The sequence below is a fragment of the Aureimonas sp. CAS genome (genome assembly GCF_059838215.1).
In genome coordinates, this window is sequence record NZ_CM187563.1 from 3,065,215 (window position 1) to 3,078,718 (window position 13,504).

16 protein-coding genes and 1 other RNA gene are annotated in these 13,504 nt (G+C 69.4%); 5 read left to right on the plus strand and 12 right to left on the minus strand.

The window, feature by feature from the left end; genetic code table 11:
- Positions 1-9 precede the first annotated feature (9 nt).
- The 6 genes from AC6R2M_RS14735 to gluQRS all read right to left on the minus strand — a co-directional run bounded on the left by AC6R2M_RS14735 (position 10) and on the right by gluQRS (position 4,855).
- A complete protein-coding gene (locus tag AC6R2M_RS14735) occupies positions 10-939 on the minus strand; it encodes an electron transfer flavoprotein subunit alpha/FixB family protein (protein ID WP_500483402.1) in 930 nt (309 codons plus the stop codon).
- A 22-nt stretch (positions 940-961) separates the two neighbouring features.
- On the minus strand, positions 962-1,711 hold the full coding sequence (locus AC6R2M_RS14740; RefSeq protein WP_500483404.1) for an electron transfer flavoprotein subunit beta/FixA family protein: 750 nt from the start codon (positions 1,709-1,711) through the stop codon (positions 962-964).
- Between the two features lie 405 nt (positions 1,712-2,116).
- Positions 2,117-2,683 (minus strand): cob(I)yrinic acid a,c-diamide adenosyltransferase, encoded by a 567-nt coding sequence (locus AC6R2M_RS14745; RefSeq protein WP_500483406.1) that lies wholly within the window; start codon positions 2,681-2,683, stop codon positions 2,117-2,119.
- Positions 2,684-2,705: 22 nt separating this feature from the next.
- Entirely contained in the window at positions 2,706-2,894 is a 189-nt protein-coding gene (locus AC6R2M_RS14750; RefSeq protein WP_500483408.1) for a twin transmembrane helix small protein, read from the minus strand.
- A gap of 90 nt (positions 2,895-2,984) precedes the next feature.
- Entirely contained in the window at positions 2,985-3,878 is an 894-nt protein-coding gene (locus AC6R2M_RS14755) for a DMT family transporter (protein WP_500483410.1), read from the minus strand.
- An 80-nt stretch (positions 3,879-3,958) separates the two neighbouring features.
- Positions 3,959-4,855 (minus strand): tRNA glutamyl-Q(34) synthetase GluQRS, encoded by an 897-nt coding sequence (gene gluQRS, locus AC6R2M_RS14760; protein ID WP_500483412.1) that lies wholly within the window; start codon positions 4,853-4,855, stop codon positions 3,959-3,961.
- 77 nt (positions 4,856-4,932) lie between these two features.
- On the opposite strand from gluQRS, the gene AC6R2M_RS14765 reads away from it, so the two are divergent.
- Both AC6R2M_RS14765 and AC6R2M_RS14770 read left to right on the plus strand, forming a co-directional pair.
- Positions 4,933-5,655, plus strand: coding sequence for a DNA-3-methyladenine glycosylase family protein (locus AC6R2M_RS14765; protein WP_500483414.1), 723 nt, complete (start codon positions 4,933-4,935; stop codon positions 5,653-5,655).
- 92 nt (positions 5,656-5,747) lie between these two features.
- The gene (locus AC6R2M_RS14770; protein ID WP_500483416.1) at positions 5,748-6,308 is read left to right on the plus strand and encodes an HNH endonuclease; all 561 of its coding nucleotides are present in this window, start codon (positions 5,748-5,750) and stop codon (positions 6,306-6,308) included.
- 60 nt (positions 6,309-6,368) lie between these two features.
- Here AC6R2M_RS14770 and AC6R2M_RS14775 read toward each other — a convergent pair whose 3' ends face one another.
- The 5 genes from AC6R2M_RS14775 to AC6R2M_RS14795 all read right to left on the minus strand — a co-directional run bounded on the left by AC6R2M_RS14775 (position 6,369) and on the right by AC6R2M_RS14795 (position 10,873).
- Positions 6,369-6,905 carry a disulfide bond formation protein B gene (locus AC6R2M_RS14775; protein WP_500483418.1) on the minus strand — a complete coding sequence of 179 codons (537 nt, stop codon included), beginning with the start codon at positions 6,903-6,905 and terminating at the stop codon, positions 6,369-6,371.
- A gap of 91 nt (positions 6,906-6,996) precedes the next feature.
- Complete coding sequence (locus AC6R2M_RS14780) at positions 6,997-7,716, minus strand: superoxide dismutase (protein WP_500483420.1); 720 nt, start codon at positions 7,714-7,716, stop codon at positions 6,997-6,999.
- A gap of 101 nt (positions 7,717-7,817) precedes the next feature.
- Positions 7,818-8,423, minus strand: a complete 606-nt coding sequence (gene recR / locus AC6R2M_RS14785; protein ID WP_500483422.1) for a recombination mediator RecR — start codon at positions 8,421-8,423, stop codon at positions 7,818-7,820.
- Positions 8,424-8,555: 132 nt separating this feature from the next.
- Positions 8,556-8,879 (minus strand): YbaB/EbfC family nucleoid-associated protein, encoded by a 324-nt coding sequence (locus tag AC6R2M_RS14790; RefSeq protein WP_500483424.1) that lies wholly within the window; start codon positions 8,877-8,879, stop codon positions 8,556-8,558.
- Positions 8,879-10,873 (minus strand): DNA polymerase III subunit gamma/tau, encoded by a 1,995-nt coding sequence (locus AC6R2M_RS14795; RefSeq protein WP_500487615.1) that lies wholly within the window; start codon positions 10,871-10,873, stop codon positions 8,879-8,881. The genes AC6R2M_RS14790 and AC6R2M_RS14795 overlap by 1 nt, the downstream gene beginning before the upstream one ends.
- Before the next feature lie 304 nt (positions 10,874-11,177).
- Between AC6R2M_RS14795 and AC6R2M_RS14800 the strand changes: the two genes are divergently transcribed.
- Positions 11,178-11,780, plus strand: coding sequence for a methyltransferase family protein (locus AC6R2M_RS14800; protein WP_500483426.1), 603 nt, complete (start codon positions 11,178-11,180; stop codon positions 11,778-11,780).
- Positions 11,781-11,858: 78 nt separating this feature from the next.
- Here AC6R2M_RS14800 and ffs read toward each other — a convergent pair.
- An RNA gene (gene ffs, locus AC6R2M_RS14805) (signal recognition particle sRNA small type) lies at positions 11,859-11,956 on the minus strand.
- A gap of 78 nt (positions 11,957-12,034) precedes the next feature.
- Between ffs and AC6R2M_RS14810 the strand changes: the two genes are divergently transcribed.
- Both AC6R2M_RS14810 and nudC read left to right on the plus strand, forming a co-directional pair.
- Entirely contained in the window at positions 12,035-12,445 is a 411-nt protein-coding gene (locus AC6R2M_RS14810; protein WP_500483427.1) for an HIT family protein, read from the plus strand.
- Positions 12,442-13,371 (plus strand): NAD(+) diphosphatase, encoded by a 930-nt coding sequence (gene nudC, locus AC6R2M_RS14815; RefSeq protein WP_500483428.1) that lies wholly within the window; start codon positions 12,442-12,444, stop codon positions 13,369-13,371. The genes AC6R2M_RS14810 and nudC overlap by 4 nt, the downstream gene beginning before the upstream one ends.
- The last annotated feature ends 133 nt before the right edge of the window (positions 13,372-13,504 follow it).

The window sequence follows — 13,504 nt, forward strand, 5'->3', positions numbered from 1 at the left end:
GGCATCGTTCTAGAGCTTCGACTGGATCTCGGGAAGGATCTGGAAGAGGTCTCCGACGAGGCTGTAGTCGGCGATCTGGAAGATCGGCGCGTCCTCGTCCTTGTTGATGGCGACGATGACGCGGCTGTCCTTCATGCCGGCCAGATGCTGGATCGCGCCGGAAATGCCGACCGCGATGTAGAGGTCGGGCGCCACGACCTTGCCGGTCTGGCCCACCTGCCAGTCGTTCGGGGCGTAGCCCGCGTCGACCGCGGCGCGCGACGCGCCGACCGCCGCGCCGAGCTTGTCGGCGAAGGGCAGCATGACCTCCTCGAACTTCTCCTTCGAGCCGAGCGCCCGGCCGCCGGAGACGATGATGCGCGCCGAGGAGAGCTCGGGACGCTCGGAGGCCGCGACCTCCTCGCCGACGAAGGTGGAGACGCCCGGATCGCCCGCGGCCTCGACCGTCTCGACGCTGGCCGAGCCGCCGCTGCCGGCCGCCTGGAAGGAGGCGGTGCGCACCGTCACGACCTTCACCTTGTCGGAGGACTTCACCGTCTGGATGGCGTTGCCGGCATAGATCGGACGCTGGAACGTGTCGGCGCCCTCGACGGCCACGACGTCAGAGATCTGCATGACGTCGAGAAGGGCCGCGACGCGCGGCAGCACGTTCTTGCCGGTCGTCGTCGCGGCGGCGACCACCGCCTCGTAGGAGCCGGCGAGCTTGACGATCAGATCGGCGAGCGGCTCGGCGAGATGGTGCGCGTAGGGCGCGCCCTCGGCCAGCAGCACCTTGGCGACGCCGTCGAGCTTGGCCGCCTCGTCGGCGACGGCGCGCGCGTTCTCGCCCGCCACCAGCACATGGACGTCGCCGCCCATCTTGGACGCGGCGGACAGCGCCTTGGCGGTCTGCTCGGAGAGAGCGGAATTGTCGTGTTCGGCCAGAAGAAGAATGGTCATGGGGTCTCTCCCTGTCTCGCCCTTAAAGGACGCCCGCCTCGTTCTTGAGCTTGCCGATCAGATCGTCGACGCTCGCCACCTTGATGCCCGCCTCGCGCTTGGCCGGCTCGGCCGTCTTGACGACCTGCAGGCGCGGCGTGGTGTCGACGCCGTAATCGGCGGCGGACTTCTCCTCCAGCGGCTTCTTCTTGGCCTTCATGATGTTCGGCAGTGACGCGTAGCGCGGCTCGTTCAGGCGAAGGTCGGTGGTCACGATCGCCGGCAGCTTGAGGTCGACCGTCTGCAGGCCGCCGTCGACCTCGCGCGTCACCTTGGCGCGCCCGTCGGACAGCTCGACCTTGGAGGCGAAGGTGCCCTGCGCCCAGCCGAGCAGCGCGGCCAGCATCTGGCCGGTCTGATTGGCGTCGTCGTCGATCGCCTGCTTGCCGAGGATGACGAGGTCGGGGCTCTCGGCCTCGACGACGCCCTTGAGGATCTTGGCGACCGCGAGCGGCTCCACGACGCCGTCGGCCGTGACGAGGATGCCGCGGTCGGCGCCCATGGCGAGCGCGGTGCGGATGGTCTCCTGGCTCTGCTGCGGCCCGACGGAGACGACGACGATCTCGGTGGCGGCACCCTTCTCCTTCAGGCGAAGGGCCTCCTCGACGGCGATCTCGTCGAAGGGGTTCATCGACATCTTCACGTTGGCGAGGTCGACGCCCGTGCCGTCCGGCTTCACCCGGATCTTCACGTTGTAGTCGACGACCCGCTTCACTCCGACGAGAATCTTCATGCCTCTCCGCCCATTGCTCGACGCCGGCCCTGCCGGCCCATTCGTCTGCCGCCCGCTCATGCCGCCCGGCCCTTGGCCGCGACCCGAAGCCGATCCGGATACAGGATCCGCGCCGGCAGACGCACTCGTCCCGACCGGGACTTTCGCGCGAAAGGTCTAGACGACGCTTACGTAAGCGTCAAACCCGCTCTTACTGTCAGCGTGTTTTGCGCCTTCGGGGGGACGTTGCAAGGGCGGGTGCGACATCAATTTGAGCGGGCGCCCATCGTGGGACGCAATCGCCCGCCGGCTGCGATCGCGTGAGCGGTCGCTTGCGGGGCCCCACGCGGGGCGTGCCCGGAAACGGCGCAACGGGCCGTCCCGGAACCGCGCCCGCCTTGCGGGCCGGCGCTCCCGCCGCCGCCGTCAGCGGTTCTGGCCCGGCACCCAGAGAATTTCGGCCTCGCCCCTGCCGTTCTCGTGACGGGCGGCGACGAAGAGCAGGTCGGACAGGCGATTGACGTAGCGCATGGCCGGGTCCGACACGGTTTCGACCTCCGCCAGACCCACCATGACCCGCTCGGCGCGCCGGGCCACGGTGCGCGCGTGGTGCAGCCGCGCCGCCGTCGGACTTCCGGCCGGAAGGATGAAGGATTTCAGCGGCGCGAGATCGGCGTTCAGCCGGTCGATCTCCTCTTCCAGCCACTCGACCTGGGACGGCACGATCGCCAGCTTCTCGTAGGGGAGAGGCTCGTCGGTCTCGGGCGTCGCGAGGTCCGCGCCGAGGTCGAAGAGGTCGTTCTGGATGCGCGAAAGGGTTGCGTCGAGAGCCGCCGAAGCGTCGAGCCGCACGAGCCCGAGCAGCGCGTTCAGCTCGTCCACCGTGCCGATCGCCTCGACCCTCCGGTCGCTCTTGGAGCGGCGCGGTCCGCTCGCCAGTCCCGTCGTGCCGTCGTCGCCGGTGCGCGTGTAGATCTTGTTCAGCCGGACCATCGTCGCCCTCTCGCCTCCCTCGTCAGCGGGCGAGATAGACCACGACGACGATGACGAGAACAGCCATCGCCTGCAGCATCACGCGTAGGCGCATCAGCTTCTGGGACGTGTTGCCGGGCCCGCCGACCATCATGTTGCGAAGGCCGGCGAGAAGCGCTCCCGCCGTCGCGATCATCAGGACGAAGGCGAGGATGGTGAAGAGCGTGGACATCGTCGGCATCACGGGAAAGGGCGGCCGGAACGGGCCGTCGACCTCGTCGATATAGGCGTTTCGGGCCGCATCCGCGAGAGGGCTGCGGCGTCAGGTCCCGGCCCCCGCCCTTCCCCTCGAGGGCGTCCGCATGGCCGCGGCAACGCCGATCCCGGCGATGGCGAGGCCGAGAAGCTGCAGCGCCGTCAGCGTCTCGCCGAAGAGGAGATAGGCCAACACGGCGGTGACGCCCGGCGTCAGATACATCAGCGAGGCGACCTTCGAGACCGCCCCCTCCCGGATCATGAAGAGGAGAAGGAAGATCGCGCCGATCGACAGGACCAGCGTCAGCCAGACGAGGGCGAAGACGAGTTCGCCCGTCCATTCGATGCGCATCTCCTCGAACAGGAACGCGACGGCCAAGCTCGGCACGAGCGCCCCGACATATTGCAGGAACGTGCCCGTCTTCAGATCGACGCCCCCAACGAAGCGCTTCTGCCAGACGGTGCCGACCGAGATGGCGGCCATGGCGAGGAAGGCGGGTGTGAGCGTGGCCCAGGAGAAGGCCGGATCGCCGTCGAGCCTGGGCACGACGACGAGGCAGACGCCGAGAAGGCCGAGCCCGAGGCCGAGCCAGTGGCGCGGCGTCACGCGCTCGGACAGGAAGCGCGCCGCCAGGACTGCCGTCGCGACCGGCTGGAGCCCGACGACGAGGGCGGTGATGCCCGCCGGCAGGCCGTGGCGCACGGCGAGGAAGACGCCGCCGAGATAGGCGCCGTGGATGAGGCTGCCGGCGATCATCGCGTGGACGGCGGCCCGGCGTCCCGGCCATCTCGCCCCGAAGAGGCGGAGGATCGGCAGGAGAATCACGAGCGCCAGCGCGTAGCGCAGCGACAGGAAGGTGAAGGGCTCGGCATGCGGCATCGAATAGCGCGCGCCGATGAAACCCGTGGACCACAGGAGAACGAAGACGACCGGAAAGAACGGGACGAGCCGGGACAGCATGGCGGGAGAAGGCCTTCCACGAAGAGCGGCGCGGCGCTCGAATCTCGGCCTTCGTCAGAGCCCGACGGGGATGCGGCCTATCAGCTTCCCCCTGGCCGGGAAAGGCTCTCGCCGAGGCCGACCATGCGGCGGATGTCCAACGGCGTCAGGCCGGCCGCACGCAGGCGCGACAGCCCCATCGCACCCTCGCTCTTGGACAGCTTGCGCTCGTCCGGGCCGAGCACGAGACGATGGTGGCGGTAGAGCGGCGCCGGCAGGCCGAGCAGCGCCTGCAGCACGCGGTGCACCGAGGTCGAGGCCATGAGGTCGCGCCCGCGCACGATCTTCGTCACGCCCTGCAGCGCGTCGTCCACGACGACGGCGAGATGATAGCTCGTCGGCACGTCGCGGCGCGCCAGGACGACGTCGCCCCAGGCGGCCGGATCGGCGGCGACCTCGACCTCGCCGCCCTCCCCCGTCTCGACGAAGGACAGCGCGCCGACCCGCTCGACGGCGGCCGCCATGTCGAGCCGGAAGGCGTGGGGCTCGCCGGCCGCCATGCGCGCCGCCGCTTCATCTTCGGGCAGGCGGCGATCGAGCGCCGGGTAGAGCAGCGCTCCGTCCGGATCGCGTGGCCAGGGACGCCCCTCGTCCTCCTCCTGCCGTGCGGCGAAGGCGCGCACCTCGCCGCGCGTCATGAAGGCCGGATAGACGAGCCCTTCCGCCCGAAGCGCGTCGAGCGCCTCGCGATAGGTGTCGAAATGCTCCGACTGGCGGCGCGGGGGCTCGTCCGGCACGATGCCGAGCCAGGCGAGATCGGCTTCGACGGCGGCCTCGAGCGCGGGCGGGCATCGATCCAGATCGATGTTCTCGTGGCGAAGCAGGAACCGCCCGCCGGCGGCGCGGGCGAGATCGTGGTTCAGAAGCGCCGAGTAGGCATGGCCGAGATGAAGCTCGCCATTGGGGCTCGGCGCGAAGCGGAAGGTTTCGTCCTGCATTCGCCTCCACGGCCTCGTTCCGTCTTGCGGAAGGCTTTAGATGATCGGGGCGGCAAGTGCACGGGGACGACCGGGGGATGATCGAGAGCGAAGCCGATATCGAGCGGGGCCTTGCGGCGCTGAGCCTTCTCGACGAGCGCCTGATCCCGGTCATCACGGCCGCGGGCCCCGTGCCGCTCAGGCGCTCGGAGCCGGGGCTCCCCGGCCTCGTCGGAACGATCCTCGCCCAGCAGGTTTCGACGGCGAGCGCACGCGCGATCTTCGGCCGCCTCGAACGGCTCGTCGATCTGAACGACGCGCGGGCGCTCGCGGACGCCTCCGACGAGACCTTGCGGGAGGCCGGACTCTCGCGGCCCAAGCAGCGGACGCTGCGCGCGATCGCGGCGGCGATCGTGGAGGGCCGGCTGGACTTCGACCGACTGGAGCGGATGAACGCCGAGGAGGCGATCGCGCAGATGGTCGCGATCCACGGCATCGGCCCCTGGACGGCCGAATGCCACCTGCTCTTCGCGCTCGGACACGAGGATGTCTTTCCCGCCGGCGATCTCGCCCTCCAGATCGCCGCGGCCGAGGCTCTCGCACTACCCGAGCGCCCCTCCGAGAAGGCGCTGCGACAGATCGCGGACGGATGGAGGCCGCATCGCGCCGTCGCGGCCCGGCTCCTGTGGGCCTATTATCACGCGCTCACCAGCAGGACCGCCGAGCCCGTCGCGCCCCTTCCCGCCGGTGGGAAACCCGGCCGGGACGACGACGCCGCATCGCACAAGGCTTCACAAAGGCGACATGATGAGCGACGATAACCGGGACAGACTAGGCTAGCATTGAGAAGCATCGGTTCGCAGGACCGGCATTCGATTCTTGCGGCACGGCGCTTCGGGAGAGGAGACACTCCTTGACGATGGCCGTGCATCCGGGCTTGTCGCCCGCTCTGGTGCTCAACGCCGACTTCCGGCCGCTCAGCTACTACCCCTTGTCGCTCTGGTCCTGGCAGGACGCGATCAAGGCGGTCTTCCTCGACCGCGTCACCATCCTCGCCGAATACGATCAGGCCGTGCGCTCGCCGACCTTCTCGATGCGCCTGCCCTCGGTGGTCTGCCTGAAGGCCTACGTCAAGCCGGCGAAGTACCCCGCCTTCACCCGCTTCAACGTCTTCCTGCGCGACCGCTTCCAGTGCCAGTATTGCGGCTCGCCGCACGAGCTGACCTTCGATCACGTCATCCCGCGCTCGCGCGGCGGACTGACGACCTGGGACAACGTCGTCGCGGCCTGCTCGCCCTGCAATCTGAAGAAGGGCGGACTGATGCCGAAGGCCGCGGGCATGATCCCGCAGCAGACGCCGTTCCAGCCGACCGTGCACGATCTGCACAACAACGGCCGGATGTTCCCGCCGAACTATCTTCACGAGAGCTGGCTCGACTATCTCTACTGGGACACCGAGCTCGACCCGGAATAGGATCGGCGTCTTCTCAGCCGCATTGTCCGACGCCGATGCTTCGCATCGGCTGGAAATGCTTTAGGCGTCGGCCGAGAAGCGATCTCCGCCCGACAGCGCCGCGCGGATCGAGATGGCCGCCAGGATCAGCGCCGCGACCGCGTTCCAGACCGCCAGCGACAGGCCGAAGATCAGGAGAGCCGGCTCGTCGCAGGAGGGACCGCGCACCGTATCGAGCTGCGAGAGGAGATTGCCGCCGCGAAGGTCGAAGCCGCCGACGACGCCGCAATCGGCCGGCCCCGCCCACCAGCCGTATTCGACGCCCGCATGATGGATGCCGAGCGCGGCCGCCCAGAGCATGGCCGCGCCCACGATGAGAAGCAGCGTGCGGGTGACGACGGGCGGAGCGACGCGCGAGACCAGGAAGGCCACGGCGGCGACGGGAATCGCGACGTAATAGGGCGTGCGCTGCGCCAGACACAGCGGGCACGGAATGTAGCCGCCGATATGCTGGAAGGCGAGCGCCCCGCCGACGACGGCCGCCATGCCGAGCGCGGCGACGCCCGCCCCGAAGGTCTGCCTGGGGCCCGAGGGGCGCAGAAGTGCGAAACGAGACATCGCGAACGGTCCGGCAAGTTGGTCCGAGATGCCGTTAGCACGGGAAGCGTGGCGGCAGGAGGGCCACCACGCTTCGATCGGGCTGGAAAGCCTACTGGGCCGCCGCGACGGCGTCGGCGTAGTTCTCCGACACCTGCTCCCAGTTCACCACGTCCCACCAAGAGGACAGATACTCGGCCCGGCGGTTGTTGTAGGTCAGGTAGTAGGCGTGCTCCCAGACGTCGTTGCCGAGAACCGGCGTGCCCTGCGTCTCGGCGACATCCATCAGCGGATTGTCCTGGTTCGGCGTGGAGGTGATCTCCAGCTCGCCCGCCTCGTTGACGATCAGCCACGCCCAGCCCGAGCCGAAGCGCGACGCGCCGGCCGCCTGGAAATCCTCCTTGAACTCGTCCATCGAGCCGAAGCTCGCCTCGATCGCCTGGCTGAGCTCCTCGGAAGGCTCGCCGCCCTCGCCCTCGGGTGCCATCAGCTGCCAGAAGAATGTGTGGTTCCAGTGACCGCCCGCATTGTTGCGGATCGCGGTCGGACGCTCGCTGACATTGGCGAGAATGTCCTCCAGATCGGTCTCGCCGAGCGTCGCGTCGTCCTCGGCGGCCGCGTTCAGATTGTCGACGAAGCTGCGATGGTGCTTGTCGTGGTGCAGCTCCATCGTCTGCGCGTCGATCACCGGCTCCAGCGCGTCGTAGGCGTAGGGCAGTTCGGGCAGGGAGAAGGGCTCGCTCTCCTGTGCGCCGGCCGGGACAGCGAGAAGCGCGCCGGCCATCAGCGTGGCGGCGAAGGGGTTGGACGTCGTCAGGGCTTGAAGGTTCATGCGGATCGACCTCTCGGGGCTCGTCTTGCGTTCGAGAGGTCAATGCGGGCGGAGCTGCGAGGTTCACCCCGCCCCGGTCACGATCTCTTTGGCCCCGATGGTCAGAGCTTCGTGCGCGAGCGCATGGCGGCCGAAAGCGTGCCTTCGTCGAGATAATCGAGCTCGCCGCCCACCGGCACGCCATGGGCGAGACGCGTGACGGCGATCTCGAAGCCTTCGAGCTGGTCCATGAGGTAGTGCGCGGTCGTCTGCCCCTCGACGGTGGCGTTCACCGCGACGACGACCTCCTTCACGCCGCCCTCCGCGACGCGCTCGACCAGCCGGCCGATCGTCAGATCCTCCGGGCCGATCCCCTCCAGCGGCGACAGGACGCCGCCGAGCACGTGATAGGACGCGTTCAGCGCCTTGGCGCGCTCCAGCGCCCAGAGGTCGGACACGTCCTCCACGACGATCACGGTCGCCCGGTCGCGCGCCGGATCGCAGCAGATCGTGCAGGGATCGCGGCTGTCGATATTGCCGCAGACGGAGCAGATGCGGACCGTGTCGCGCGCCTCCGCCATCGCCGCCGACAGCGGCTCCAGCAGCTGGGCCTTGCGCTTGACGAGATGCAGCGCGGCGCGGCGCGCCGAACGGGGGCCGAGGCCCGGAAGCTTGGCGAGCAGCTGGATCAGCCGCTCGATCTCCGGGCCGGCGATGGATTTTGCCATGGGATGCCGAGCCTTGCGGCTCCTCGAACCTGGAGCGTCGTGCGCCCGATCGGACGCATGAGGGTCGCTCAATCTGTTTGAATCAACGCATCAGGCTTTCCGAAGATCGATTCCGATTTTCGGGCCGATGCGTCAGAAGGGCAGCTTCATGCCGCCGGGAAGCTGGAGGCCCGCGGTCAGCGCCTGCGTCTTCTCCTGGATCTCGGCGTCGAGCTTGCGCTTGGCGTCGGCATGCGCGGCGACGATCAGGTCCTCCACGATGTCCTTCTCGTCCGCCTTCAGAAGCGAAGGATCGACGGAGAGCAACACCATCTCGCCCGCGCCCTTGAGCGTGACCGTGACGAGGCCGCCGCCGGACTGGCCCTCGGCCGTCACCTCGGCGATCTCGGTCTGAAGGCTCTGCATCTTCTCCTGCATGGCCTTCGCCTGCTTCATCATTCCCATCAGGTCCTTCATCAGGCCTCGTCCTCGTCTTCGTCTTCGCTCTCTTCGAAAATCTCGTCGGGGACCTCGTCCCCGCCCGCGCCGTCCCACGGATCGGAATCAATCTGCTCGGGCAGATCCGAATCGTCCACCAGCGCCGCCTCGGCGCTCTCGGGCAGGTCGGCCGCCTCGGGCGCCTCCGGCTCGCCGCGCAGCCGAACCTCCTTCACCTTCGCCCCCGGCATGGCCGCGAGAATGGCGGCGACGTCCGGGTCGGCCTCCGCCGCCTCGATCAGCGCGCGGCGCCGGGCCGCATCGCGCTCCTCCAGCGTCTCGCCGCCGCCGTCCGGCGACAGCGACACCACGTAGCGCCGACCGGTCCATTCGAACAGGCGGCGCGACAGATCGTTGGCAAGGCTGGCAGGCGCGCCCTCGGCGAGCGAGGCCTCCAGATGGCCGGGCTCGATGGATTTCAGCCGCAGATAGCGCCGGATCGAGGTCCGCATGCGAATCTCGCTCTTGGCGAGTTCGGCGAGATCGTCGAGCGAGCGGGGCAGCGCCTCGCTCGGAACGCTGGCCGAGGCGACGACGGGCACTGGCTCGGGTGCGGTCGCGCGCATCATCGCGGCGAGATTGGGTCCGCGCGATGCGCTCGCGACCGGCGCGTTCGTCGACTGCGGCAGCGACGGATAGCCGCCGGACGGTCCGGCGGCTCCGCGCTCCGTCGAGGACGCGGAGGGCTGGGGCGCAGCGGGCGCCGGACGCGGAGCGGAGGCCGGCCGGGGAGCTTCGGCGGCAGGCGGCGACGGTGGCGCCGAAGGGGACGCGAGCGCGGTGAGCGCGGCCGGCATCTCCGGCACCTGCCCCGAGCGCAGCATGGCGAGGAGCTCGCCGACGCCCGGCAGATCGGCCGCATGGGCGATGCGGATCAGAGCCATTTCGGCGGCCTGCATGGGCGAGGCGGCCTGACGGGCCTCCTCGATCGCCTTCAGGAGCATCTGCCAGGTCTGCGAGAGCGTGCGCACCGAAAGACGCGCCGCGAAATCGGCCCCGCGCTCGGCTTCGGCGGGCGCGAGCGAGGCGTCGGACGCCGCCTCCGGCACGTAGCGCAGCGACGTGACGAGATGGGTGAAGTCGGCCAGATCGGTCAGGACGACGACCGGATCGGCGCCGCTGGCATATTGCCCGCGCAGCTCGCTCAGCGCCGCGCCGCCGTCGCCGCGCATCAGGTGATCGAACAGATCGACGATGCGGGCGCGGTCGGCGAGCCCCAGCATGTCGCGCACCGCCTGGCCCGTCACGATGCCGGCGCCGTGGGCGATGGCCTGATCGGTGAGGGAGAGGGCGTCGCGCACCGAGCCCTCCGAGGCGCGTGCGATCAGGCGCAGCGCCTCCTCCTCGACCTCCACGCTCTCGGCCTGCGTGACCGCCCTGAGATGGGCGATCATCTCGGCGGCGGGGACGCGGCGAAGGTCGAAGCGCTGGCAGCGCGACAGAACCGTGATCGGGACCTTGCGGATCTCGGTCGTCGCGAAGACGAACTTGACGTGTTCGGGGGGCTCCTCGAGCGTCTTCAGCAGGCCGTTGAAGGCCTGCGTGGACAGCATGTGGACCTCGTCGATGATGTAGACCTTGTAGCGCGCCGAGACCGGCCGGTAGCGCACCTGCGCGATGATCTCGCGGATGTCGTCGATGCCGGTGTGGGAGGCCGCGTCCATTTCGACGACGTCGACATGGCGCCCTTCCATGATGGCACGGTCGTGGACGCCCTCTTCCGGCATCTCGACGCTCGGCCGGTCCACCGTGTCGGTCTGGTAGTTCAGCGCGCGGGCGAGGATGCGGGCCGTCGTCGTCTTGCCGACGCCGCGGACGCCGGTGAGCATCCAGGCCTGCGCGATCCGGCCGGCCTCGAAGGCGTTGGTGAGCGTGCGCACCATCGGCTCCTGGCCGATCAGCGCTTCGAAGCTCTGCGGACGGTATTTGCGGGCGAGAACCCGATAAGGCCCCGTGGACGCGCCCGGCGGCAAAGTGTCGAGCGAATCGGCCATCGCGTTTCGTTCGCTTCCTCAATGATCTGCGGCGGGCTGGGACCTGCGACCCGCGGCCGCCGATGGCTGGGCGGACCCTACAGCATCGGTCGGAAGCGCTTCAATCGCTTTTCGAGCCGCGGCGGTCCCGCGCCGGAGACATCCGGCCGTCTTCGCCATGAGATTGCCGCGATCCGATCCGTCATGTCGCGAAGGCCGGTCGCGGCCGCATGCCTCGGCTTCGAAAGGTCGGAACGGCGACCGGGCGTCCAAAGGGGCGCACGGCGCTTCGGGAACATCGCACATGACGATCAGCGAATATCAGAAACGCCGCCGCGCCGTTCTCTCCGGCATGATCCTTCTCGCCTTCCTGATCCTCCTCACCGTCGGCTCGGCTTGGAACCCGGCGGGTCACGAGGCCGTGGAGGCGGTCGGGCTGGCGGCGATCATGGTCGGCATTCTCGGGCGCGTCTGGTGCACGCTCTATATCGGCGGACGCAAGAACGAGGAGATCGTCCGCGAAGGGCCCTACTCGATGGTCCGCAATCCGCTCTACGTCTTCTCGACCGTCGCGGCGGCCGGCGTCGGCGCGCAGACCGGCAGCCTTGTCGTCGCCGTCCTGTTCCTGGCGGTCTGCGCCCTCGCCTTCTCCGTCGTCATCGACCGGGAGGAGCGTCATCTGACGGAGCTGTTCGGCGAAGGGTACAGGGACTACCGCAGCAGCGTCCCGCGCTTCATTCCCGACCCGCGCCTCTTCAGCGATCGTCCGCTCCTGGCGGCGCCGGCGGGACGGATCTACCGGACGCTGGGCGACGGACTGATGTTCCTGGCAGCGATCCCGGCCTTCGAGCTGGTCGAGCATCTGCAGGCCGTCAGCGGCCTGCCGGTCCTGCTCCGCCTCTACTGAACGGAGCCCGGACCGCCGCGGGCCCGAGGTCAGCGGCGCGTCGCCGGACGGGGACGCATCGTCAAACGGGGGAAAAGGGTGGGAGGCTGGCACGGTGACCCGTGCCGAGGCTCGTTGGGGCTGCTTCCTTCCGGACCTGACCCGGTTGGCGAGTGGCTCGTCCACCACCAACCTCCCGCGACTACATATCGTCCGTCGCCGTCCTAAATGCAACCCGCCCGACGCTTTCGGTCGGGTCCCGCCCCGGAACACCGATGCTCTCGCCCGCCCTCCATCCGCGACTCCAGTCCGACACGCTTCCCGTCGCGCAGCTGTCCCTCTCCGAACTGCGCCTGATGGCCGACAGCCGCTGGCCCTGGGCAATCCTCGTGCCGCGTCGCGACGGCACCGAGATTCACAGCCTCGCCCGGCGCGACCGGATTCTCCTGATGGAGGAGATCGCCGAGGTCTCCGCGGCGTTGAAGCGCGTGACGGGCGCGGCCAGGATCAATGTCGGCGCGCTCGGCAACATGGTGCCGCAGCTTCACGTCCACATCGTCGGGCGCAGCGAGGGAGACCCGAACTGGCCGGGGCCGGTCTGGGGCTACGGGCAGGCCGAGCCCTATGCCGGGCGCGAGGCCGAGGCGCTGGCCCAGCGCCTGCGCGACGCCGTGGTGCGGCCATGAGCGCCGTGCGGCCGGAGCGCGCCGAGGCGCTCGCCTATGCCGGAAGCCGGCTGTCGCGCGTCGCGGAGGAGCGCGACGAGGGAACGCTCGACCGCGCGCTCGCGAACCCCGCCGCCCGCTTCTACCTCCTGCGCGGACGCTCCTGGCTCGCCCGGTCCGGCGGGGGCGCGACCGATCCGCAGTTCACGCTGGAGGAGGCCCGCGCGCTCGGCGGCGATCCGGCGCAGGCGGTTCTCCTCGGCTGGACGCAGCCCGAGCTCTCGCCGCGCCTCGTCCTCGCTTTGCCGGCGGGAGCCGAGCTGCCGGACGGAATGGAGGAGATCGACCTTCGCGCGGCCGGCGTGAAGGGAAGCCTGCCCTCCGAGATCGAGGGCGATCTGGCGCAGGGCCAACACCTGATGAACTGGCATTCCCGCACGCTCTTCTGCGGTGCCTGCGGCGCGCCCGCCGTCTCCGCCCTCGCCGGCTACCGGCGGGACTGCACGAAGTGCGGCGCCCACCATTTCCCGCGCACCGACCCGGTCGTCATCATGCTCGTCCACGACGGCGCAGGCCGATGCGTTCTCAGCCGCGCGCATCACTACGAGGCCAAGCGCTGGTCCACGCTCGCGGGCTTCGTGGAGGCGGGCGAGACGATCGAGGACGCCGTGCGGCGCGAGGTGCGCGAGGAGGTCGGCCTGACCGTCGGGCGCGTCGAATACGTCATGTCCCAGCCCTGGCCCTTTCCGGGCTCGCTGATGATCGGCTGCATCGCGGAGGCGACGGCCGGCGATCTGACGATCCAGGCGAGCGAGCTGGAGGACGGGCGCTGGTTCGATCGCGGCGAGCTTCGCCTGATGATCGAGCGGACGCACCCTGAGGGGCTGGAGACGCCGCCGCCCTTCGCCATCGCCTACCATCTGGCGCGGAGATACGCCTTCGGGTGACGCCGCCGGCACGGTTCCGGCGGCCATGGGTTCGGCGGCATGATGGCGAACAGAACAGGAAAAAATTACCGAATCCTTACGCCCCGTGCGCGCAATCCATGCAGCGGATGCACAACTGACGTGCAATCTTTGC

What these genes read in the sequence shown, in the direction of transcription:
- AC6R2M_RS14735 (WP_500483402.1), bottom strand. Translation starts at nt 939, where the DNA reads ATGACCATTCTTCTTCTGGCCGAACACGACAATTCCGCTCTCTCCGAG.
- AC6R2M_RS14740 (WP_500483404.1), bottom strand. Translation starts at nt 1,711, where the DNA reads ATGAAGATTCTCGTCGGAGTGAAGCGGGTCGTCGACTACAACGTGAAG.
- AC6R2M_RS14745 (WP_500483406.1), bottom strand. Translation starts at nt 2,683, where the DNA reads ATGGTCCGGCTGAACAAGATCTACACGCGCACCGGCGACGACGGCACG.
- AC6R2M_RS14750 (WP_500483408.1), bottom strand. Translation starts at nt 2,894, where the DNA reads ATGTCCACGCTCTTCACCATCCTCGCCTTCGTCCTGATGATCGCGACG.
- AC6R2M_RS14755 (WP_500483410.1), bottom strand. Translation starts at nt 3,878, where the DNA reads ATGCTGTCCCGGCTCGTCCCGTTCTTTCCGGTCGTCTTCGTTCTCCTG.
- gluQRS (WP_500483412.1), bottom strand. Translation starts at nt 4,855, where the DNA reads ATGCAGGACGAAACCTTCCGCTTCGCGCCGAGCCCCAATGGCGAGCTT.
- AC6R2M_RS14765 (WP_500483414.1), top strand. Translation starts at nt 4,933, where the DNA reads ATGATCGAGAGCGAAGCCGATATCGAGCGGGGCCTTGCGGCGCTGAGC.
- AC6R2M_RS14775 (WP_500483418.1), bottom strand. Translation starts at nt 6,905, where the DNA reads ATGTCTCGTTTCGCACTTCTGCGCCCCTCGGGCCCCAGGCAGACCTTC.
- AC6R2M_RS14780 (WP_500483420.1), bottom strand. Translation starts at nt 7,716, where the DNA reads ATGAACCTTCAAGCCCTGACGACGTCCAACCCCTTCGCCGCCACGCTG.
- recR (WP_500483422.1), bottom strand. Translation starts at nt 8,423, where the DNA reads ATGGCAAAATCCATCGCCGGCCCGGAGATCGAGCGGCTGATCCAGCTG.
- AC6R2M_RS14790 (WP_500483424.1), bottom strand. Translation starts at nt 8,879, where the DNA reads ATGAAGGACCTGATGGGAATGATGAAGCAGGCGAAGGCCATGCAGGAG.
- AC6R2M_RS14800 (WP_500483426.1), top strand. Translation starts at nt 11,178, where the DNA reads ATGACGATCAGCGAATATCAGAAACGCCGCCGCGCCGTTCTCTCCGGC.
- AC6R2M_RS14810 (WP_500483427.1), top strand. Translation starts at nt 12,035, where the DNA reads ATGCTCTCGCCCGCCCTCCATCCGCGACTCCAGTCCGACACGCTTCCC.
- nudC (WP_500483428.1), top strand. Translation starts at nt 12,442, where the DNA reads ATGAGCGCCGTGCGGCCGGAGCGCGCCGAGGCGCTCGCCTATGCCGGA.